The 21,386-nt window shown below is 72.2% G+C and carries 23 protein-coding genes; 16 read left to right on the top strand and 7 right to left on the bottom strand.

The genetic code is table 11. The features are described 5' to 3' along the window. Positions 1-116 precede the first annotated feature (116 nt). The gene (locus ACOJUI_RS09360) at positions 117-548 is read left to right on the top strand and encodes a ComEC/Rec2 family competence protein (RefSeq protein ID WP_422117695.1); all 432 of its coding nucleotides are present in this window, start codon (positions 117-119) and stop codon (positions 546-548) included. Here ACOJUI_RS09360 and ACOJUI_RS09355 read toward each other — a convergent pair. After that, entirely contained in the window at positions 545-1,717 is a 1,173-nt protein-coding gene (locus ACOJUI_RS09355) for a hypothetical protein (protein ID WP_422114701.1), read from the bottom strand. The two genes, ACOJUI_RS09360 and ACOJUI_RS09355, sit on opposite strands and share 4 nt — an antisense overlap. After that, a complete protein-coding gene (locus ACOJUI_RS09350; RefSeq protein WP_422114700.1) occupies positions 1,714-2,388 on the bottom strand; it encodes a hypothetical protein in 675 nt (224 codons plus the stop codon). Before ACOJUI_RS09350 ends, ACOJUI_RS09355 begins: the two co-directional genes overlap by 4 nt. Before the next feature lie 70 nt (positions 2,389-2,458). Here ACOJUI_RS09350 and ACOJUI_RS09345 point away from each other — a divergent pair, with 70 nt between their 5' ends. Continuing rightward, positions 2,459-3,784, top strand: coding sequence for a helix-turn-helix domain-containing protein (locus tag ACOJUI_RS09345; RefSeq protein WP_422114699.1), 1,326 nt, complete (start codon positions 2,459-2,461; stop codon positions 3,782-3,784). 34 nt (positions 3,785-3,818) lie between these two features. Beyond that, positions 3,819-4,805 (top strand): DNA polymerase III subunit delta, encoded by a 987-nt coding sequence (gene holA, locus ACOJUI_RS09340; RefSeq protein ID WP_422114698.1) that lies wholly within the window; start codon positions 3,819-3,821, stop codon positions 4,803-4,805. A gap of 81 nt (positions 4,806-4,886) precedes the next feature. Here holA and rpsT read toward each other — a convergent pair whose 3' ends face one another. Together rpsT and ACOJUI_RS09330 are read right to left on the bottom strand one after the other, a co-directional pair. Next, complete coding sequence (rpsT, locus tag ACOJUI_RS09335) at positions 4,887-5,153, bottom strand: 30S ribosomal protein S20 (protein WP_422114697.1); 267 nt, start codon at positions 5,151-5,153, stop codon at positions 4,887-4,889. A 294-nt stretch (positions 5,154-5,447) separates the two neighbouring features. Beyond that, positions 5,448-6,077, bottom strand: coding sequence for a type II toxin-antitoxin system PemK/MazF family toxin (locus ACOJUI_RS09330; protein ID WP_422114696.1), 630 nt, complete (start codon positions 6,075-6,077; stop codon positions 5,448-5,450). A gap of 63 nt (positions 6,078-6,140) precedes the next feature. On the opposite strand from ACOJUI_RS09330, the gene ACOJUI_RS09325 reads away from it, so the two are divergent. From ACOJUI_RS09325 to ACOJUI_RS09295, 7 genes are all read left to right on the top strand, one after another. After that, entirely contained in the window at positions 6,141-7,865 is a 1,725-nt protein-coding gene (locus ACOJUI_RS09325) for a circularly permuted type 2 ATP-grasp protein (RefSeq protein ID WP_422117647.1), read from the top strand. Beyond that, positions 7,862-8,779, top strand: a complete 918-nt coding sequence (locus tag ACOJUI_RS09320; RefSeq protein ID WP_422114695.1) for an alpha-E domain-containing protein — start codon at positions 7,862-7,864, stop codon at positions 8,777-8,779. Before ACOJUI_RS09325 ends, ACOJUI_RS09320 begins: the two co-directional genes overlap by 4 nt. Before the next feature lie 7 nt (positions 8,780-8,786). Then, complete coding sequence (locus tag ACOJUI_RS09315; protein ID WP_422114694.1) at positions 8,787-9,434, top strand: M23 family metallopeptidase; 648 nt, start codon at positions 8,787-8,789, stop codon at positions 9,432-9,434. 123 nt (positions 9,435-9,557) lie between these two features. Continuing rightward, positions 9,558-11,453, top strand: coding sequence for a translation elongation factor 4 (lepA, locus tag ACOJUI_RS09310; RefSeq protein ID WP_422114693.1), 1,896 nt, complete (start codon positions 9,558-9,560; stop codon positions 11,451-11,453). After that, on the top strand, positions 11,450-12,238 hold the full coding sequence (locus ACOJUI_RS09305; protein WP_422114692.1) for an MOSC domain-containing protein: 789 nt from the start codon (positions 11,450-11,452) through the stop codon (positions 12,236-12,238). The genes lepA and ACOJUI_RS09305 overlap by 4 nt, the downstream gene beginning before the upstream one ends. Next, the gene (gene hemW / locus ACOJUI_RS09300) at positions 12,235-13,395 is read left to right on the top strand and encodes a radical SAM family heme chaperone HemW (RefSeq protein ID WP_422114691.1); all 1,161 of its coding nucleotides are present in this window, start codon (positions 12,235-12,237) and stop codon (positions 13,393-13,395) included. Before ACOJUI_RS09305 ends, hemW begins: the two co-directional genes overlap by 4 nt. A 24-nt stretch (positions 13,396-13,419) precedes the next feature. Continuing rightward, entirely contained in the window at positions 13,420-13,800 is a 381-nt protein-coding gene (locus ACOJUI_RS09295) for an iron chaperone (RefSeq protein WP_422114690.1), read from the top strand. A gap of 96 nt (positions 13,801-13,896) precedes the next feature. On the opposite strand, the gene ACOJUI_RS09290 is transcribed toward ACOJUI_RS09295, so the two are convergent. Next, positions 13,897-14,598 (bottom strand): DUF4870 domain-containing protein, encoded by a 702-nt coding sequence (locus ACOJUI_RS09290; protein WP_422114689.1) that lies wholly within the window; start codon positions 14,596-14,598, stop codon positions 13,897-13,899. Between the two features lie 128 nt (positions 14,599-14,726). Continuing rightward, entirely contained in the window at positions 14,727-15,569 is an 843-nt protein-coding gene (locus ACOJUI_RS09285; RefSeq protein ID WP_422114688.1) for a DUF3097 family protein, read from the bottom strand. Positions 15,570-15,766: 197 nt separating this feature from the next. Between ACOJUI_RS09285 and hrcA the strand changes: the two genes are divergently transcribed. From hrcA to ACOJUI_RS09270, 3 genes are all read left to right on the top strand, one after another. Next, entirely contained in the window at positions 15,767-16,783 is a 1,017-nt protein-coding gene (hrcA, locus tag ACOJUI_RS09280; protein WP_422114687.1) for a heat-inducible transcriptional repressor HrcA, read from the top strand. Between the two features lie 97 nt (positions 16,784-16,880). Beyond that, positions 16,881-17,999: a molecular chaperone DnaJ gene (dnaJ, locus tag ACOJUI_RS09275; protein WP_422114686.1), complete on the top strand. Its 1,119-nt coding sequence runs from the start codon at positions 16,881-16,883 to the stop codon at positions 17,997-17,999. 22 nt (positions 18,000-18,021) lie between these two features. Beyond that, positions 18,022-18,810, top strand: coding sequence for a 16S rRNA (uracil(1498)-N(3))-methyltransferase (locus ACOJUI_RS09270; RefSeq protein WP_422114685.1), 789 nt, complete (start codon positions 18,022-18,024; stop codon positions 18,808-18,810). Positions 18,811-18,882: 72 nt separating this feature from the next. On the opposite strand, the gene ACOJUI_RS09265 is transcribed toward ACOJUI_RS09270, so the two are convergent. After that, a complete protein-coding gene (locus ACOJUI_RS09265) occupies positions 18,883-19,425 on the bottom strand; it encodes an NADPH-dependent FMN reductase (RefSeq protein WP_422114684.1) in 543 nt (180 codons plus the stop codon). A 78-nt stretch (positions 19,426-19,503) separates the two neighbouring features. Between ACOJUI_RS09265 and ACOJUI_RS09260 the strand changes: the two genes are divergently transcribed. From ACOJUI_RS09260 to ybeY, 3 genes are read left to right on the top strand one after another with little or no spacing between them, the layout of a single operon-like run. Then, the gene (locus ACOJUI_RS09260) at positions 19,504-19,866 is read left to right on the top strand and encodes an HIT domain-containing protein (RefSeq protein ID WP_422114683.1); all 363 of its coding nucleotides are present in this window, start codon (positions 19,504-19,506) and stop codon (positions 19,864-19,866) included. Further along, positions 19,863-20,915 (top strand): PhoH family protein, encoded by a 1,053-nt coding sequence (locus ACOJUI_RS09255; protein ID WP_422114682.1) that lies wholly within the window; start codon positions 19,863-19,865, stop codon positions 20,913-20,915. The genes ACOJUI_RS09260 and ACOJUI_RS09255 overlap by 4 nt, the downstream gene beginning before the upstream one ends. Continuing rightward, the gene (gene ybeY, locus ACOJUI_RS09250; protein WP_422114681.1) at positions 20,912-21,373 is read left to right on the top strand and encodes an rRNA maturation RNase YbeY; all 462 of its coding nucleotides are present in this window, start codon (positions 20,912-20,914) and stop codon (positions 21,371-21,373) included. Before ACOJUI_RS09255 ends, ybeY begins: the two co-directional genes overlap by 4 nt. Positions 21,374-21,386: the final 13 nt, after the last annotated feature.

Here is a 21,386-nt window from a genome sequence, read left to right as displayed (position 1 = left end):
AGCCAATGGATCTGTCCGCTGCCGGAAGCGGCCGGCGACGTGGTGCCCGGAGCGCCGGTCACCGTGGCCACTACCGGAACCAGGTGGCACCGCCCGGGACTCTCCCTGGAGGTCATGTGGCCGGGCTCCGCGGAGGACGCGCTGCGCGCGAGCGCGGCCGGGCAGGGCTCGGGGAGGGGGACGCCGCCAACGACTGCTCCGTCGTCCTGGCGGCGACCTGGGCGGACGGCACCCGCCTGGTCTCCCTCGGCGACCTCGAACCGGCCGCCCAGGCGGAGCTCGCCGCCCTCGATCCCGGACCGGCCGACATCGTCAAGGTCGCCCACCACGGCTCCCGCTTCCAGCACGCCCCGCTGTACCACCAGCTGGACGGCGACCTGGCCCTGGTCACCGTCGGCCAGGAGAACACCTTCGGCCACCCCACCGACGAACTCCTGGACCTGCTCGCCGCGACCGGCGCCCAGGTGCTGCGCACCGACGTCCACGGCACCGTGGTGCTGCCCGCGGACGCGCGGGCGGCGCCCCGGAGCGTCGGTCCGGCCCGCTAGGGGGTCGAGGATCGTGCCGAGATCACGCGGCTGCTGCTCGCTGCTTCCCCCACGCGCCCCTCGGGCGTGATCCGCAGCGGGATCGCGCACGCCAGCGCGAACACGGCGAGCAGGCTCCAGTAGTAGAGCGCCACCCAGAGCCCGCGGGACGTGTCGAGTCCGAGTTCTGGGCCGCCGATCGTGCTGGCGGTCGCGGCCCAGAGGGGAATCGAGGCCAGCGGCAACAGACTCGCGAGCGCGCGCAGCCAGGTGCGGCGCCCGGCCAAGGCGTCACCACCGGCGAGAGCCGCCGCGGGGACCCCGATCGTGCCGCCACCGATGCCGTTGACGAGGAAGCCTTCGACGTCGAGCGTGACGAGGGGAGGGACGAGCGGCGCGGCGAAGACGAACGGCGACAGCGCGAGCCAGCGCGCGCGGCGCGGTCCGCCGTGACGGCAGAGGTAGGCCGCCCAGCCGAGCAGGCCACCTGCGACCAGACCGGGTGCGAGAATCCAGAGGAAGGTTCCCGACCAGGTGACGCTGGATCCGTCCCGGGTCATGACCTGGGCCATGAAGCCGCGCAGTCCGGCCGCCCAGGCGAACCCGGTGAGCGCCCCCAGGGCGATCCACCAGTGAGCCCGCAGTGAGGTGCGGAGCGGTCGATACGGCAGCACCGAAGCCATCCCCAGCAGCAGCACGAGCGCGAGCCCGTAGAGAGCGACCCACATCCCGCGAGGGGTGCCGAGCGGCGCCGCCATCTCACCCATGCCGAACGTGATCAGGAGGCCGAACGCGCCGAGCATCGCGACCAGCGCGCGGGTGACCGACCAGTGCGTCCGTGTCAGCACGTAGCCCACCGACAGCGCGATCGCGATCACGAGGAGTGAGCCGCCGCCCATCCCACTGGAGATCAGATCGATGAAGATCTTCGGATCCACCAGGGCCGAGGCGAACAGGACGGGGGTCAGGATCAGCCATCTGGACCCAGCTCGGCCGGTTGCGCGCAGAGCGGCCGAGAGTCCGAGCACGGCACCGACGGCCACGCCGGGCAGCAGGATGAGGACCAGCGTCAGCCACGTCACCTGCGACGGGGAGTCGGGCACGCCGGTGGTGAGCTGCGCCATCCAGCCGCGCAGCGCCGCAGCCCACGCGAGGCCGCAGATGCCGCCGATGATGAGGTAACGGCTCATGCGGATCGCTCCGCCGCAGCGTCTTCCAGCCGGCGGCCTGCCACTGCCGCCGAGTCCGGGCCTGACCGCCGGACCCGAAGGATCGTGATACCGATTCCGGTGAACAGCAGGAACCAGACGCCGATCGTGATCCGGCCCCACACCATCGGCATGAACAGGCTCGGAAGCATCGGGAAGAACGTCCAGATGCCGATGAGCAGATACGTCCACCGGCCGATCGGGCCGGGGATCAACGGCTGCCGGAGGAAGGCCAGCCCCGCCAGGATGAAGCCGATCCCGAAGCCGACGCTCATCACCCCGTAGGCCGTCCCGAGCACCGAGGCCGCTGTCGATGTCTCGGACGACCTCGCGGCGCTCACCGCCGCCAGCTCGATGACCGCACCGGCGGCCATGGACGCGACGGTGAGGCCGAGCCCGATTCGGACGGCGCGGGAGGCCGAGGGCCATGCCCACGCGGCCACCAGCGCCAGGCCGGGGATGAGCGTGAGGTCGTGCAGGAAGAAGGAGACCTGGAACGCGACGTATGACGATGCGTCGAAGGGGAAGCTCCAGCGTGCCTCTGACACCTGCTCCGGCCAGAGGATGATGGAGAGCGCCAGCGCAGTGCCGGCGAGCGAGGAGGCGACAGTCAGCCACCCGATGGCATGGACCGTGTTCGGTGAGATCTTCATGGCTCATGCTGGGCCTCAGAGCGTCGTGGAGTCATGAGTGGAAACACTCAAGTCGCCATACAATCCAGGTGTGGACACCCGGCTGGAGCAAGCACGCGAGGCGTGTGCCGCTGGTCTGGTCGACGAGGCCATCTCTCTCGTCGGCACGATCATCAGCGAGGTCGAGGACGAGTCCGACATCGTGGAGGCAGCGACGCTCGTTCCCCCGCCGGTTGATCCGCTCTCTCGAGCCCGCGTTCACCTGCTGACGGCCGAAGCCGCGACCCGCGTCAAGGCACCCGTGCTGAGGGGCCGGCTCGAGACCCGGCTCGCCGAGACGGTCGACCACTTCCGTCCGGCCGGTATCGTGGCACCAGCCCGGATGGACGAGCTCGCGCGCACGGGGGATCGCCCGGCACTGCTCGACGCGATCGCAGCATTCGCGGGCGAAGCGACCTCCAGGCTCGACCGCTCACGGCTCCACCTGCTGCTGGGATCGCAGGCGCTGATGGACGGCAGGTTCGACTCGGCGTCGGCTCACGTCGACGTCGCCGGGTCTCTCGGGGGCCCTGGAAGCGATGCCGTCTATCTGGATCCGGTGTTCCGTTTCGCGCTTGCCCATCGGACCGGCGACGGCGTGAAGCAAACCCTCCCGGTCGTGCGAGAAGTGTTCGAAGGACTGCCGTTCGCGGCACGTGGATGGCTCGCGCTCGCCCTGATGGCAGTCGGTCAGCGCGATGAGGCGTCCCGCCTGTGGGAGTTCATCGCTCCGCATGCTGACTCCGTTCCGGCCCAGGCACCGGAGTTCCTCATCGCCACGGTGGGCAACGCCGAGATCTGCGCCTGGCTCGGCGATCGCCGCACCGCAGAACGGCACTACGACCGGCTGGTTCCCTACGCTGGTCAGCACGCCATCGCCTATGCAACGAGCCCGTATGAAGGCCCGGTGGACCTCACGCTGGGGCGGCTCTCCCGGATTCTCGGTCAAAGCGCTCTCGCGCGCGAGCAACTGCGAAGCGCTGTAGCCGAGTGCCGGGTCGTCCATGCGCCCGCCCATGAGGCGATCGCTCTGGTGGAGCTGGCGAGACTCGAGAGTCCGGGCACCCGGGCCCGGGCCGAATGCGTGGCAGCCGCCCGGACGATCGCTGACCGGTTCGGGTTGCGTCCGGTGCTGGCCGAGCTCGACGACCTCGGATCAGTCTCCGCGCCCGGCCCCCTGACCCCTCGGGAGTCCGAGATCGTGGAGATCGTCGCTACCGGCCGGTCCAACGCCGAGATCGCCGAGCGTCTGTTCATCTCCGAGCGCACCGTCGAGAACCACGTGAGTCGGGCGATGCTGAAGGTCGGGGTCACCTCCCGCACGGCGCTGAGTCTGTGGCGCCGGACGCAGCAGGAGAACCTCGGCGGGGCCCGCTAGGATCGACCAGTCCCCTGAGCGGTGAGGAGCTGTCGTGAGCGATGTCGAGTGGCACAGCGTCGCCCTCGCGCCGATCGTGCTCGTCCACGGCACCGAGACCCTGATCGCCGACCGCGCCGTCCAGCGCCTGCGCGCACTGGCCCGGGACGCAGATCCTTCGGTCGCGGTCCACGACCTCTCCGGCGACGCCCTCGGCCCGGGCGCCCTGACCCAGGTCGCCAGTCCCTCCCTGTTCGGCGAGCCCCGCTTCGTGGTGGTCCCCGAGCTGCAGGCCGCCCCCGAGGTCCTGATCACCGAGTTGCTGGACTATCTCCGGCATCCCGAGCCCGACGTCACCCTGGTGCTGGTCCACCGCGGCGGCAACCGCGGCAAGAAGCTGCTGGACGCCCTGAAGAAGGCGGGGGTGCCGCGGGTCGAGGCGAGCCCGGTCAAGCGCGCCGGGGACAAGCAGACGTTCGTCGCCGCCGAGTTCGCCCGTGCCGAGCGGCGGATCCAGCCCGAGGCGCTGGTCGCGCTGGTCGACGCCTTCGGCACCGATCTTGCCGAGCTGGCCGCCATCAGCCGCCAGCTCATCGAGGACACCGCCCCCGACGAGGGGGAGACGCCCGCCCAGGTCACCGTCCAGGACGTGCACGCCCTGACCGCGGGCCGGGTGGAGTCGACCGCCTTCGCCGTCGCGGACGCCGCCATCGCCGGCCGCGAGCAGGAGGCGCTGCAGCTGCTCCAGCAGGCGCAGCTCGCCGGCGCCGACCCGGTGCCGATCGTCGCCGCGATCGCCTCCAAGATGCGCTCGCTGGCGAAGGTCACCGCCCCCGGTGCCAGCGCCCGCACCCTGGGCATGCCCGACTGGATGCTGCGCAACCTCTCCCGCGACGCGCGGAACTGGACCGACCGCTCGCTGGCCCGGGCCCTCGAGGCCGTCGCCCGCGCCGACCACGAGGTCAAGGGCGCCGGCCGTGATCCCCGCTGGTCGGTGCAGCGGATGGTGATGGAGATCTGCCGCGCCCGCCGCGCCCACTGAGCAGCTCGGCACCCGGAGCGCACAGCGGAGGAGCCCCGCACGCCGAAGCGTGCGGGGCTCCTCCAGCGAGGACGCGGAGCGTCAGGCCTTGACGGCGGCGACCAGCTTGGCGAGACCGGACTTGCGGTTCGCGGCCTGGTTCTGGTGGATGACGCCCTTGGAGACGGCCTTGTCGAGCTTGCGCGAGGCGGACTTCAGCGCCTCACCGGCGGCGTCGGCGTCGCCGGTCGAGACGGCGGCCTTCACCTTGCGGGTGTAGGTCCTGAGCTCGGACTTGACGGCGCGGTTGCGCAGACGCGACTTCTCGTTCGTCTTGTTCCGCTTGATCTGGGACTTGATGTTTGCCACGAAGACTCTTCTCTAGTGCTGCTGCGGTGGATCATCCGAGACGGCTGAGGAACGGCGCCGACGGGGACGGCGGTGGGGACTCGCCTGGAGACGTCGGTACCGGGTCGCTGCCACGGGTACTCGTTCGGGTCGCACGAACCGGTGTCCCTGACACGGCGGAACCCCGGTATGCGCACACCGAATGGTATGTCACACATACGGTGCAGAACTGTACCAGCCCACCCCTGCGCGCCCGCACCCGGTGTGCGGCGTGTCTCCTCGGGGTCCGGGCAGGTCATCCGGGGCGGGGATCGCTCAGGCCTGCCAGCCGTGCGCCGCGCGGACCGCCTGGGCCACGGCCTCGAACCGGGCCCGGGGCAGCCGCCCGCCCTCCCGGCGCACCGTCCCGGGATCCAGCTGCAGCAGCCGGTCGATGCGCACCTCCGAGGGGCGCCGCTGCGCATCCCAGTCCCCGGCGCCGATGTCGATCCAGGTCGCGCCGTGCTCGTCGGTGACGCTCCCGCCCCGCTCCGCCCGGTCGCGGGAGGAGAGCATCAGCGCCACCAGCACCGGCCCGGCGCCGCCTCCTGCGCCGGCCGCGGCGGTCTCCTCGGCGAGCACCAGCACCGGGCGGTCCTTGCCGCGGCGCGCGTCCTCCTCGAAGGGCACCCACGCCCACACCACCTCCCCGGGATCCGGATGGCCGTCGGGGTGCGGCGCGTAGCTGATCGCCACCGGACGGCGGCCGGCGCGGTCGGGCAGCGCGCGGTCCGCGCCGTCCGCGGCAGGGGAGCGGTCCCGTCGGCCGCCCTGCCCGCCGGGGTCCCGGCGCTGCTCCTGCACCGCGCGCAGCGCCGACCGGCTCAGGTCGCGGGCGCCGCGACGCATCGCAGGATCGCGCACGGCGCGGCGCAGGACGGCGGACAGCCGGGAGACCAGGGACATGGCGCTCGCTTCCTGGGCGCGAAGCACCCGCGGGGGGCGGAGGAACGGTGTTAGATGGTCATCATGCCAACCAGCTCACTGTTCCGGGGTGTCGGCGACGGCGCCGACGGGGACGAGATGTTCGCCGCCGACGGGACGGTGCGATCCACCTACCGCGCGCTGCACGACGCCCTGGCGGTCCTCGGGCCCGAGGAGTTCCGTGCCCGCTCGGAGTCCCTCGCCCGCAGCTACCTCGACCAGGGCATCACCTTCGACTATGCCGGAGAGGAGCGCCCCTTCCCGATCGACGCGATCCCGCGGGTGATCGCCGCCGAGGAGTGGTCGCGCGTCTCCGCCGGCGTCGCCCAGCGGGTGCGCGCCCTGGAGCGCTTCCTCGACGACCTCTACAACGGCCAGCAGGCCATCGCCGACGGCGTGATCCCGAAGGAGCTGGTCACCTCCTCCACCTACGTGGTGGAGGCGATGCGCGGCTACACCCCGCCCAACGGCGTGCGCATCCACATCTCCGGCATCGACCTGGTGCGCGACGGAGCGGGCGACTTCCGCGTGCTCGAGGACAACGTGCGCAGCCCGAGCGGGGTCAGCTACGTGCTCTCCAACCGCCGCGCCATGGCCCAGGCCTTCCCGGAGCTCTTCGCCGCCCGTCCCGTGCGCCGCGTCGCCGAGTATCCCGGCCGGCTGCTGTCCGCCCTGCAGGCCGCCGCCCCGGACACCGCCGGGGAGGAGCCCACCGTCGTGGTGCTCACCCCGGGCCGCTACAACAGCGCCTACTTCGAGCACTCGCTGCTGGCGCGCACGATGGGCGTGGACCTGGTCGAGGCCTCCGACCTGGTCGAGCGCAACGACCGCATCTACATGCGCACCACCTCCGGGCTGCGCCGCGTGGACGTCATCTACAAGCGCACCGACGACGACTTCATCGACCCCGAGGTGTTCCGCCCCGACTCGATGCTCGGCGTGCCCGGACTGGTGCGCTCGGTCCTGGCCGGGAACCTGGTGGTCGCCAATGCGATCGGCAACGGCATCGGCGACGACAACCTCACCTACACCTACCTCCCGGACCTGATCCGCTACTACCTGGGCCAGGAGCCGATCCTGCCCAACGTCGACACCTGGCGGCTCGAGGAGCCGGACTCCCTCACCGAGGTGCTCGACCGGCTCGAGGAGCTCGTGGTCAAGCCGGTCGACGGCTCCGGCGGCAAGGGCATCGTGATCGGCCCCGCCGCCACCGCCGAGGAGCTGTCGGTCCTGCGCGAGCGCCTGCGGGCGGACCCGCGCGGCTGGATCGCCCAGCCCGTCGTGCAGCTCTCCACCATCCCCACCCTGGTCGAGGAGGGCCCCGAGCCCCGCCACGTGGACCTGCGGCCCTTCGCCCTGAACAGCGGCGGGGACGAGATCTGGGTGCTGCCCGGCGGGCTCACCCGGGTCGCGCTGCCCCGCGGCGAGATGATCGTGAACTCCTCCCGCGGCGGCGGCTCCAAGGACACCTGGGTGCTGGCGTCGGAGCGCAGCGCCGGCCCCGGCGCGGACCGCGCGCAGAGGCCGGGGCAGGAGGTCGCCGCCGAGGACATCGAGGACCCGCTGGACGACGGCTACGACGAGTACGACGGTCCGCGCGAGGAGCAGGCCGAGCAGCGGGTGGTCGAGCCCGCCCCCACCACCTCCGCGATCCCGATCATCGATGCCCACGACCTCGAGGACGACTCCGCCGTCCCGGAGCGGGTGGTCGCAGCCGCCCAGACCCAGGGGATGAGGGACCAGAGCCAGTCCGAGGGGGAGGCCCGATGATGCTCAGCCGGATCGCCGACGCGATGTTCTGGATCGGCCGCTACGTCGAGCGGGCCGACCAGACCGCCCGCATCCTCGACGTCACCCTGCAGTCCATCACCGAGGACTCCTCCCAGGAGGTGGCCCTCGCCTGCAGCGGCGTGTACGACATCTTCGGCGTGGGCCCCGTCGAGGACTCCGACCTCACCGTGCAGCGGGTGCTGGACCGCCTGGTCACCGACCGGCAGAACCCCTCCTCGGTGGCCGGCGCCCTGCAGACCGCCCGGGAGAACGCGCGCGGTGCCCGCGAGGTGCTCTCGAGCGAGGTGTGGGAGGCGCTGAACACCACCACCCTGGGCCTGCCGGCCGGGGTGCGCCCCTCCCGCATGCACGGGGTCTTCCAGTTCGCCAAGGATCGCTGCGCGGTGCTGGGCGGGCTGGTGGACGCCTCGATGACTCGCGACGAGGCCTGGCTGTTCCTGCGCACCGGTCAGCTGCTGGAGCGGGTCGACATGCTCGCGCGGAACCTGCAGGCCCACGATCTGGCGGACATCTCCGACGGCGCGACCGTGACGCTGCTGCGCTCCTGCAGCGCCCACGAGGCGTACATCCGCTCCTACCGGGGCCGGGTGCGGGCCGTGACGGCGATCGAGTTCCTGCTGCTGGACTCGATCTTCCCCCGCTCGGCGGTGCACTGCCTCACCGAGATCGACGCGGCGCTCGAGGCGCTCGCGAAGCTGCACGGCACCAGCTTCGACCGCCTCGGCACCGCCGAGCCGGGACGCCGGATCGTCGGCCGGGCCCTGGCGAGCCTGCGCTTCCGCTCCCTCGACGAGCTGCTCGAGTCCTTCGGCGACGAGATGGAGCAGCTGCAGATGGTCACCGGCGCGGTCACCCGCGCGCTGGGCACCACCTACTTCCGCCCGGCGAGCTGACGCGGCCATGACCGGCCCGGCCCGGGGCACGCCACAACTGGTGCTCGCCCTCCCCGGCCCGGGCCGCTGGCTCATCCAGAACAGCCCCGCGAACCGGGTGCCCAGCCATGGCACCTCCTCCTTCGCCCTCGACCACGCCATCGACCTGGTCCCGGTCGACGCGCGCGGCCGCACCGCGCCGATCACCGCGGCCGCCCTGCTGCGTCCGCAGGCGCCCGAGGCCTTCCCGGGCTTCGGCCGGGCGCTGCTGGCCCCCGTCCGCGGCATCGTCCACGCCGTCCACGACGGCGAACAGGACCATCCCGCCCACCGCGGGATCCCCTCGCTGGGCTACGCGCTGACCCAGGGCCGGCGGGTCGCCGACGGCTGGGAGGGCCTCGCCGGCAACCATCTGATCCTCCGCAGCCCCGGCCCGGGCGGGCAGGAGCTGTTCGTGGCCCTGTGCCACCTGCGCCGCGGCAGCCTCCGGGTGCGGCCCGGCCAGGAGCTCGGGAGCGGGGACCCGGTGGCCGAGTGCGGGAACTCGGGCAACAGCACCGAGCCCCACCTGCACCTGCAGGTCATGGACGCCGCCGATCCGGCCCGCGCCCGCGCGGTCCCCTTCACCTTCCCCGGCGGTCTGCCCCGCAACGGTGCGATCCTCGACGCGGGCTGAGCCCGGGCGGGAAGCGGCCGCGGCGTGTGACGTCCGCGCAGGCGCCGTGGTGCCGTGCCGGTCGGCACGGCCCCGCGTGAGACGATGGAGCGATGACCGGAGCGCGCCAGCGCCCCGCCCGCCATGACGAGAGGACGTAAGCCGGTGACCCCGAGGATCGCTGCCGATGAGGCCCGGGACATCCTTCCCGCGTCGACGCCCCAGGAGCGGCTCCGCAACTTCTGCATCATCGCGCACATCGACCACGGCAAGTCCACGCTCGCCGACCGGATGCTGCAGATCACCGGGATCGTCGAGGGCCGCGACATGCGCGCCCAGTACCTCGACCGGATGGACATCGAGCGCGAGCGCGGCATCACCGTCAAGAGCCAGGCCGTGCGCATGCCCTGGCAGGTCGACGGCGTCAACTATGCGCTGAACATGATCGACACCCCCGGGCACGTGGACTTCACCTACGAGGTCTCCCGCTCCCTGGCCGCCTGCGAGGGCGCGATCCTGCTGGTCGACGCCGCCCAGGGCATCGAGGCGCAGACCCTCGCGAACCTCTACCTGGCGATGGAGAACGACCTCACCATCATCCCGGTGCTGAACAAGATCGACCTGCCCGGCGCCGAGCCCGAGAAGTACGCCGCCGAGATCGGCCAGCTGGTGGGCGTGGACCCCGACTCGGTGCTGCGGGTCTCCGGCAAGACCGGCCAGGGCGTCGAGGAGCTGCTCGACCACGTCGTGCGGACCCTCCCGTCGCCCCTGGGCGACCCCGACGCCCCCTGCCGCGCGATGATCTTCGACTCCGTCTACGACACCTACCGCGGCGTGGTCACCTACATCCGCGTGATCGACGGCTACCTGAAGTCCCGAGACCGCATCGACATGATGTCCACCGGCGCCCACCACGAGCTGCTCGAGATCGGCGTGAGCTCCCCGGAGCCCCGACCCACCCCCGGCATCGGCCCCGGCGAGGTCGGCTACCTCATCACCGGCGTCAAGGACGTGCGCCAGTCGAAGGTCGGCGACACCATCACCACCTCCGTGCGCGGCGCGACCGAGGCCCTCGAGGGCTACGCGGACCCCAAGCCGATGGTGTACTCCGGGCTGTTCCCCATCGACGGCTCCGACTACCCGGTGCTGCGCGACGCCCTGGACAAGCTCAAGCTCAACGACGCCGCCCTGCTCTACGAGCCGGAGACCTCCACCGCGCTGGGCTTCGGCTTCCGCGTCGGCTTCCTGGGGCTGCTGCACCTGGAGATCGTCCGCGAGCGCCTCGAGCGCGAGTTCGACCTCGACCTCATCTCCACCGCCCCCTCGGTCGTCTACCAGGTGGTGATGGAGGACGGCACCGAGGTCGAGGTCTTCAACCCCTCCGACTTCCCGACCGGGAAGGTGCGCGAGATCAGCGAGCCGGTCTCCAAGGCCACCATCCTGGTGCCCAGCGAGTTCATCGGCGCGGTGATGGAGCTGTGCCAGTCCAAGCGCGGCCTGCTCGAGGGCATGGACTACCTCAGCGCCGACCGCGTCGAGCTGCGCTACACGCTGCCGCTGGCCGAGATCGTCTTCGACTTCTTCGACCAGCTGAAGTCCAAGACCCGCGGATACGCGTCCCTGGACTACGACGTCTCCGGCTCCCAGACCGCCGACCTGGTCAAGGTCGACATCCTGCTGCAGGGCGAGCCGGTCGACGCCTTCAGCGCGATCGTCCACCGCGACAAGGCCTACAGCTACGGCGTCGAGATGGCCGGCAAGCTCAAGACCCTCATCCCGCGCCAGCAGTTCGAGGTGCCGATCCAGGCCGCGATCGGCTCCCGGATCATCGCCCGCGAGAACATCCGCGCGATGCGCAAGGACGTGCTCTCGAAGTGCTACGGCGGCGACATCTCCCGCAAGCGCAAGCTGCTCGAGAAGCAGAAGGAGGGCAAGAAGCGGATGAAGAACATCGGCTCGGTCGAGGTGCCGCAGGAGGCCTTCATCGCCGCGCTGTCCTCCGACGCCGCCGAGACCGGCAAGGACGCGAAGAAGAAGTGAGGGCGACCGCCCCCGGCCCGCTGCCCGAGGCGGCACCGCGCCCGCTCGGGGAGCTCGCGGTGCCGGCGCTGCCGGGCCCCGGCCGGATCGCCGCGGTCTGCAGCGTCGCCCAGCTGTACGCGGTGCCCGATCGCGGCCTCATGAGCGGCATCGACAAGCGCCCGCTCGAGGGCCCGGTGCCGGTGCTCGCCCACGGCCTGCTCGGCGACGTGCAGGGCGACCGGGAGCACCACGGCGGTCTCCTCAAGGCCGTCTACGCCTTCTCGCAGGAGGTGCGCGAGGCCTACGCCCGCGCCCTGGACGCGGAGCTGCCCGACGGGTTCTTCGGCGAGAACCTGGTGACCACCGGCCAGGACACCGACGAGACCGTGATCGGGGAGCGCTGGCGCGTCGGCACCGCCGAGCTCGAGGCCACCTGCGTGCGCAACCCCTGCGGCACCTTCGCCGCCTGGATGGGGGACCGCCGCTGGGGTCGCTCCTTCAGCGCCCAGGGCCGCGCCGGCGCCTACTTCCGGGTGCTGACCGAGGGGGCCGTGAGCGCCGGGGACCGCATCGAGGTCCTCCACCGCCCCGACCACGGCGTGACCATCGGCGACGCCTTCCGCCGCCTGGACGCGCAGCAGGCCCGCACCCTGCTGGACTGGGCGCAGGACACCGGCACGGTGCTCTACGAGTCCCTGGTCCAGTCCACCCAGACCGTGCTCACCCGTGCGGGAGCCGACGCCGACTTCCCGCCGCGGCTGCGCTCGACCGGCCGGGGCCTGGGACTGGGGATGGGCCTGTGAACGCCGCCCCCGGACCCCTGTCGGTGTACATCCACGTGCCGTTCTGCGCGGTGCGCTGCGGGTACTGCGACTTCAACACCTACACCGCCACCGAGCTCGGCGGCGGCGGCTCCCAGGCGGAGTACCCGAAGAACGCCATGCGCGAGATGGACCTGACCCTCGCCGCGGACCGCGCCGCCGGGTACGAGTACGAGCAGGTCTCGACCGTCTTCTTCGGCGGCGGCACCCCGACCCTGCTGCCGGCCGACGAGCTGGTCGCGATGCTCGACCACCTGCGCACGCTGATCCCGCTGGCCGACGGCGCCGAGGTCACCACCGAGGCGAACCCGGACTCGGTCACCCGCGCCTCGCTGTCCCGGCTCGCCGACGGCGGGATCACCCGCGTCTCCTTCGGCATGCAGTCCGCGGTGCGCTCCGTGCTGGCCACCCTGAACCGGACCCATGATCCCGAGCGGGTCCCGCAGGCCGTGGCCTGGGCCCGCGAGGCCGGGCTCGACGTGAGCCTGGACCTGATCTACGGCACGCCGGGGGAGAGCATCGACGACGTCGAGACCTCCGTGCGGGCGGCCCTGGCCTGCGAGGTGGACCACATGTCCGCCTACTCGCTGATCATCGAGGGCAACACCGCGATGGCCCGGCAGCTGCGCCGCGGCGAGCTCGAGGCCCCGGACCCCGACGACATGGCCGACAAGTACGAGCTCATCGACGACCTCGCCACCGCGGCCGGGCTGTCCTGGTACGAGGTCTCCAACTTCGCCCGCGGCGAGCAGCAGCGCTCCCGCCACAACCTCTCCTACTGGCGCGGCCACGACTGGTGGGGGATCGGCCCGGGCGCGCACCGCCACCGCGACGGGCTGCGCTCCTGGAACGTCAAGCACCCCAGCCGGTACGCGAGCATGCTCGCCACCGGCGCCCTGCCGGTGGCGGACTCGGAGCAGGTCTCCGCCGAGGACCGTCTGATCGAGCGCCTCATGCTCGAGCTGCGGATCGCCGACGGCCTCGCGGTGGACGTGGTCCCCGCGCAGACCCGACCGATGCTCGCCGTCCACCGCGACCGCGGCCACCTGGTGCCCGAGGCGCTCGAGCGCGGCACCGCGGTGCTCACCCGGCAGGGGCGGCTGCTGGCCGATGCCGTCATCCGCGACCTGGTGCCCTGAGCCCGACAGAGGCACACTGGGACGATGACAGTGCCCGCGAAGCCCACCACGGTCGACGAGTACCTTGCGGCGCGGCAGGGCGATGGCCGATCCGTCCTCACCCAGCTGAGGGCGCTCAGCCGCGAGGCGGTGCCCGAGGCCGCGGAGATCCTCAGATGGGGTCACCCGGCCTACATCCATCCACGCGGCACGATCCTGTTCGTCTACAGCGGGCATGCGCGCCACGCGAACTTCACCGTCACCCCGAGCACTCGGGACGCCTTCGCCGAGGAGCTCGCCGACTACGACACCGGCAAGGGGAGCGTGAAGCTCCCCTACGCCCAGCCCGTCCCGGTCGGGCTGCTGCGTCGCCTCATCGCCCACCGGGTGCGGGAGTTCGAGGATGACGGCGTGCTCTGGAGGTGAGGCGCCCGCCGGGGCCGAGCATGACGGAGCCCCCGGGATCGCGATGATCCCGGGGGCTCTCGGCGCCCGACGGAGCTCATGTCATCGGGCGAGGGCTCACTTCACCAGGCGGATGTTCGCCGGGTAGTTCCAGTACTCGCCCTTGTTCGCCTTGACGGCGCCGATGATCGCGAAGACCAGCTGGACCAGTGCCGGCACCCCGACGAGCGGGAACAGGAGCCAGCCGAAGCTGAGGGTGACGATCCCGAAGATCCCGATCGCGATGCTCAGCACGACCTGGGCGATCACCACGGTGATCGCGCCGTTGAGGGCCTCGGCGGCGTGGAAGCGCGCGAAGCGGCTGCGGTCCTTGTAGACCAGGAAGATGATCAGCGGACCCACCCAGCCCAGGAAGCCCCAGCTGACGATGTGGCCCAGGATCACCGCGAGCTGCGAGAACATCGCCCACAGCTTGGAGTCCGAGTCCGAGGTCGGCTGACCGGTCAGCGGTCCCTCGTACACACCCTTGATGCCGGCCGGCGGCGTCTCGAGCGAGGGGGCGCCGGGCCCGTACCCGCCCTGCGGCACCTGCTGCCCGTACTGGTCCTGCGTGCCGAAGCCGGCCGTCCCGGCGCCCGCCGCAGCGGGAGCGGCATGGGCCGGCTGCTCCTGGGCGGCGGGCGGCCGGCCGGAGGCCGAGTCGTAGGCATAGGGATCGTGGGGGTGGAGCGCGGGATCCGAGGTGGGTGCGCCCTGTTCGGAGGCGGAGCTGCCGGGCTCGGTGCCGTACGGATCGTGCGGATGCGGAGTCTGGCTCATGGTTCCTTCTTCGGGACGGGTCGGCCCGCGGGCCGACGTCGGCGGTGATGGACTCAGCCTATCGACCGCCACGCGGGCGATCGGCGTGGCGGGCCACCGGATCCGGCGGGGGATAGCCCCCGACCCGGTCAGGGCCCGTCGACCGTCACGAAGTCGATGAGCTCCTCGATCCGCCCCGAGAGGGTCGGCTCGATGTCGGCGTAGGAGCGCACGGTCGACAGGATGCGCTTCCAGCCCAGCCCGATGTCGGCGGTGTCCTGATGGGGCCAGCCGAGCGCGGCCAGGGTGCCCACCTTGATGTCGGTGCCGCGGGGGATGTGGGGCCACTGCCGCAGACCCACCCGGGTGGGCTTGATCGCCTGCCAGACGTCGACGTACGGGTGGCCGAGGACGGTGACGTTGCCGCGGGCGCCGGGCAGCGCCATCACCTCCGCGGCGATGCGGGACTCCTTCGAGCCCTTCACCAGGTGGTCCACGAGGATCCCGAGCCGGCGGTCGGCCCGGGGAGCGAACTCCCGGACCCGCTCGACCAGGTTGTCGGCCCCCTCGAGCTGCTCGACGACGATGCCCTCGATGCGGAGGTCGTGGCCCCACACCTTCTGCACCAGCTCGGCGTCGTGCGTGCCCTCGACCCAGATCCGGGAGGCGCGGGCGGTGCGGGCCTTCACCCCCTCGACGTACACCGATCCGCTCGCGGAGCGGCGGCGGGCCGGCGCCGGCGGCGCGGCGACCGCCCGGGTCAGCACCACCGGGAGCCCGTCGATCATGAACCCGGGGCCGAGCGGGAAGGTGCGGCGCCTGCCGCGGCCGTCGTCGAGCTCGACCACCAGCTCCCCGGCGATCTTCTCGACCCGGCGCACGGCGCCGGTGAAGCCGGTCGAGGCCTCCTCGACGACCAGGTCGCGCACCGCGGGGACCTCGCGGGCCACGGGGCGGCGGCGATGATGGGCGGGCGGACCGGAGGAGAGCACATCGTGTCCGTACCGGTCAGGAAAGCGATCGGGAGCTGCAGGCACGCGCGACACCGTACACCCGTGGCGAACACCTCCCCGCGTCCCCCGCTGCGGACGCGTAGGATTGGCACTTGGCACCCCCGAGTGCCAGTCCGGCGGGCCGGTCCGGCCCGCGCCGGAGAGCACCGACGAGATGAACGCACGGCCCGCAGGAGGTGAGGACCACGGACGCTCGCAAGCTGCAGATCCTCGGCGCGATCGTCGAGGACTACGTCTCGACGCGCGAACCCGTCGGCTCCAAGTCGCTGCTGGAGCGCCATGAGCTCGGCGTCTCCGCCGCGACCGTCCGCAACGACATGTCCCTGCTCGAGGAGGAGGGGCTGATCCATCAGCCCCACACCTCGGCCGGTCGGGTGCCCACCGACAAGGGCTACCGGACCTTCGTCGACCACGTGGCGGCCGTCAAGCCGCTGTCGGCCCCCGAGCGGCGCGCGATCCGCACCCTGCTCGAGGACTCCGGCGACGTCGAGGAGCTGCTGGCCCGCACCGTGCGCCTGATGGCGCAGCTGACCCAGCAGGTCGCGATGGTCCAGTACCCGGCCCGGAAGCAGGCGCGCATCCGCCACGTCGAGCTGGTCAAGGTCGCCGACTCGCTGCTGCTGGTGGTGCTGATCACCGAGTCCGGCCGGGTCGACCAGCGCACCGTCCCGGTCGCCGCGGGGCGCCCCGCCGAGTACTACGCCTCCCTGCGGGACCAGCTCAACCGCGCCGTCGCCGGCCGGGAGGTCACCGACCTCGTGCGGCCGCTGGCCGACTACCTCGAGGACCTGCCGCCCGCCGAGCGTCCTGCCGCCGCCGAGGTGACCGAGGCGCTGGCCGCCCTGGCCGCCTCCCGCGCCGAGGACCGCATCATGATGGCGGGGACCGCGAACATCGCCCGCTCCGCGCAGGACTTCGCCCGCGACGTCGAGCCGCTGCTCGACGTGCTGGAGGAGCAGCTGGTGCTGCTGCGCCTGTTCACCGAGATGCACGTGCCCCCGGGGGACGTGCAGGTGCGCATCGGCTCCGAGCTGCACGACCAGGCCCTGCACTCGGCGGCGCTGGTCGGCGCCGGCTACGGGGCCGGATCGCACCTGGCGATCCTGGGGCCCAGCCGGATGGACTACGTCACCGGCATCTCCACCGTCCAGGCCATCGCCCGCTACGTCTCCCGATTCCTCGACAGCCCGTGACGGGCCGCCCGGGCACCCGCCCGGCCCCTGACCACCACGCCTGTGCCCGCCGCTCGTCGCGACCCGCACGCCCGACCCCCGCTAAGGACCCTCTCCTGTGAATGACGACTACTACGACCTGCTCGGCGTCTCCCGCGAGGCGTCGACCGAGGAGATCAAGAAGGCGTACCGGAAGCTCGCCCGCACCCTCCACCCGGACGTGAACCCGGACCCGGCGGCGGCCGAGAAGTTCAAGAAGGTCTCCCAGGCCTACGAGACCCTCTCCCATGCCGACAAGCGCCGCCAGTACGACATGGGCGGCGGGCCGGGCATGGGCGGCTTCCCCGGCGGCGGGGCCGGCTTCGACTTCAACGACATCTTCGACATGTTCGCCGGCGCCTCCGGCCTGCGCGGCCGCGGCCAGGGCCCCGTGCCCCGCCAGCGCCGCGGCGGCGACGTGCTGCGCCGGGTGCGGATCGACCTGCGCGACGTCGTCTTCGGCACCGAGCAGAAGGTCACCTTCCGCACCGCGGTGCTCTGCGAGCGCTGCTCGGGCGCCTGCGCCGAGCCCGGCACCAGCCCCACCCGCTGCACCGCCTGCAACGGCAGCGGCCACGTCCAGCGGGTCGCCCAGTCCCTGCTGGGCCAGATGGTCACCATGGCGCCCTGCCCCACCTGCGGTGGCCACGGCGACGTCATCGCCTCGCCCTGCACCGGCTGCTCCGGCCACGGCCGCGTCTCCTCCGAGCGCACCGTCACGGTGAAGATCCCCTCCGGCGTCGAGGACGGCACCCGCATCCAGCTGCGCGGCGAGGGCGAGACCGGCGAGGCCGGCGGCCCCTCCGGCGACCTCTTCATCGAGCTCTCCGTCACCGGCCACGACATGTTCCAGCGCGACGGCGACGACCTCGTGACCACCATCGCGGTGCCGATGACCTCCGCCGCGCTCGGCGCCACGATCCCGCTGGAGACCTTCGACGGTCTGCAGGAGATCGACGTGCACCCCGGCGCGCAGCCCGGTGAGGAGATCACCCTCAAGGGCCTCGGCATCACCCCGCTGCGTCGCGAGCGGCGCGGTGACATCCGCGTGGTCCTCGACGTGGACGTGCCCACCTCCCTGACCGACGCCGAGCGGGACCTGCTGCAGCAGTTCGCCGACCTGCGCGGGGACGAGACCACCCGCCGTCAGGGCCACGGCCCCTTCGCCAAGCTCCGCGAACGCCTGCGCGACCTCTGAGCCCGACCGGAGAGGCCGCGCCATGCCCACCACCCCGCCCGGGTTCCTGATCCTCGACGAGGCACTGGCCGCCGCCCGCCGGGGGGACCCGCTGCTCCTGTCCGGCGAGGAGGGTCGGCACGCCGCGAAGGTCGCCCGGATCGGGGCGGGCGAGCAGGTGCTGCTCACCGACGCCCCGGGCCGGCAGGTGCTCGCCGAGGTGACGGCCGCCCGCAAGGAGGCCCTCGAGCTGCGCCTGCTGGCCGACCCCGCCCCCGCGGTGCAGCGACTGCCGCGGCTGACCCTGGTGCAGGCGCTGGCCACCGGCGGCCGGGACGAGCAGGCGATCGAGTCCGCCACCGAGCTGGGCGTGGACCGGGTGGTGCCGTGGATCGCGCAGCGCTCCGTCTCCGTGTGGCGGGGCGAGAAGCTGGTCAAGGGCCGTGCCCGCTGGCGGGGCACCGTACGGGCCGCCGTGAAGCAGTGCCGTCGCCCCGGCATCCCGGCGGTCGACGCCCCGCTCACCACGAAGCAGCTGGTCGCGGACCTGCGCGAGCGCGCCGCCGACGGCGCACTGGCGCTCGTGCTGCACGAGCAGGAGTCCGTGGGCCTGCTGAGCCTCGCCGAGCAGCTGCGCGGGGCGAGCGCGGCCGGCCTCGAGGAGATCATCGTGGTGGTGGGCCCGGAGGGCGGGATCGACCCCGCCGAGCTGGCGGCGCTGCGGGACGCCGGCGCCCGCTCGGTGCTGCTGGGTCCCGAGGTGCTGCGCTCCTCGACCGCCGGACCCGCCGCGCTCGCGGTGCTCAGCGCGCTGATCGGCCGCTGGGGCTGAGCGGCGGCGATGACCGATGCGAAGGGCCCCTCGCCGGCAGCGACGAGGGGCCCTTTCGCGGACGGTGCGGACTCAGGCGACCGGGGTGAGCGCGTGCGCCTCGAGCGCGGCCAGACCGGTCTCGAGCGCGGCGGCCTTCTCCTCGGCGACGAACAGCTCGCCCTCGACCGAGAGGTCCTCGCGGAAGCCCAGGCCGATCGAGCCGACGAGCTGGGCGCCGACCCGGGTCATCAGGGTCTCCAGCAGCGGCAGCACCTCGTTCGCCGAGTTCCAGCCGTAGCCGACCAGCAGGGTGGGCAGGCCGCTCCACTCGGCGTAGAGGAAGTCGATCGCGTTCTTCAGCGCACCCGGGTAGGACCCGTTGTACTGCGGGGTGAGGATGACCACGGCGTCGAGCGCCTCGATCCGCTCGCCCCAGGCGCGGGCGTGCTCGGTGGTCTTCTCCTCCCCGGCCTTGGGGCTGGTCAGACCGTCGAAGGCGGGCAGGGCGACCTCGCGCAGATCGATCACGTCGACGTCGAAGCGGTCCGCGGCGGCGCCGAGCACCCACTGGGCGACGTGCTGGCCGATGCGGTTGGGGCGGGCACTGGCAATGATGATTCCAAGTTTTGTCATGATGATTAAAACTTCTCACACCTGCTCCGAACAGTCCACGCCCTGTGGCTGATCTGTCGCTCCCGTAGACTTCCGGCCATGGCCCACAGCGACACCGAGCACCGGGATCCGGACTGCCTCTTCTGCCGGATCATCGCCGGCGAGATCCCCTCCGAGCGCGTCCACGAGGACGAGCAGGTGATCGTCTTCCGGGACCTCCACCCGAAGGCCCCGGTCCACGTGCTCGTCGTCCCGCGGGAGCACCACCGCGACGTCCGCGACCTGGCCGCCCGGCCCGAGCTGCTCGCCCACACCGCCACGGTCGCCGCGCAGGTCGCCGCCGACCTGGCCGACGGCGACTTCCGCCTGATCTTCAACACCGGCCCGGGAGCCGGACAGACCGTGTTCCACGTGCATGCGCACGTCCTGGCGGGCGGGACGCTCGCAGAAGGAGAGATGTGACAGACCCCCTGACCCCGGCACCCGGCCGCGCCCCCGAGGTGCGGGAGCGGAAGCTGGCCATCCCCGACCATCTCAGCCCCTTCCAGGTGCTCGGGGAGAACGATCAGGCGCTGGCCGCCCTCGAGGACGCGGTCCCCGACACGGATGTCCATGTGCGCGGTCACGAGATCACCCTGCGCGGCACCGAGGACGCCCTGCGCCGCGGCGAGCACATCATGCGCTCCCTGATCGGGCTCGCGGTCGCCGGGCAGCCGGTCACCGCCGAGGCGGTCCAGCGGGCCGCCGACGTCTTCGGGGACGACCGCGCGCAGGGCCAGCGGCTCGAGGAGGTGCTCTCGCGCACCATCCTGTCCTCCCGCGGGCGCAGCATCCGCCCCAAGACGCTCGGGCAGCAGACCTACATCGAGGCGATCGAGTCCTCGACCATCACCTTCGGGATCGGGCCCGCCGGCACCGGCAAGACCTACCTCGCCGTCGCCATGGCCGTGCAGAAGCTGCTGAGCAAGCAGGTCAACCGGATCATCCTGACCCGCCCCGCGGTCGAGGCGGGGGAGCGGCTCGGCTTCCTGCCCGGCACCCTGAGTGAGAAGATCGATCCGTACCTGCGGCCGCTGTACGACGCCCTGCACGACATGCTCGACCCCGACTCGATCCCGCGCCTGATGGCCGCCGGGACCATCGAGGTGGCGCCGCTGGCGTACATGCGCGGACGCACCCTGAACGACGCCTTCATCATCCTCGACGAGGCGCAGAACACCACCCCCGAGCAGATGAAGATGTTCCTGACCCGGCTGGGCTTCAACTCCACCATGGTGGTCACCGGCGACGTCACCCAGGTCGACCTGCCGGGCGCCCAGAAGAGCGGCCTGAAGGTCGTCGAGCAGGTGCTCTCCGGCATCGACGGCATCTCCTTCCAGCGCCTCTCCGCCCGCGACGTGGTGCGCCACCGGCTGGTCAGCGACATCGTCGAGGCCTACGGACGCTGGGAGGTCCGCCCCGGCGGCAGCCGGGACGCCCGCCACCGCAGCGGCACGGGAGCTGAGAGATGACCATCGAGATCCGCAACGAGACCACCGCCGAGGTCGACGAGCGGGAGTTCGTCGAGCTCGCCCGCTTCGTGCTCGGGGCGATGCACCTGCATCCGGCCACCGGGATGTCGATCCTCTTCGTCGACGAGGAGGCGATGGAGAAGCTCCACGTGCAGTGGCTGGACCTGCCCGGTCCCACCGACGTGATGAGCTTCCCGATGGACGAGCTGACCCCCGGCACCCCGCAGCACCCCACCCCTGAGGGCCTGCTGGGCGACGTGGTGCTGTGCCCGAGCGTCGCCGCCCGGCAGGCCGCCGAGGCCGGCCACAGCGCCGTGGAGGAGATGCTGCTGCTGACCGTGCACTCCATCCTCCACCTGCTCGGCTACGACCACATGGAGGAGGACGAGCGCACCGAGATGTTCGACCTCCAGCGCCGGCTCCTGCTCACCTTCCTCGCCTCGCGTCCCCAGCGGTGAGCGCCCCCCGCGT

The sequence above is a fragment of the Brachybacterium sp. UNK5269 genome, from assembly GCF_049266655.1.
In the GTDB taxonomy this organism is placed as follows: domain Bacteria; phylum Actinomycetota; class Actinomycetes; order Actinomycetales; family Dermabacteraceae; genus Brachybacterium.
The sequence above is the reverse complement of the archived record's forward strand: the minus strand, read 5'-3'. Positions and strand labels throughout refer to the sequence as shown.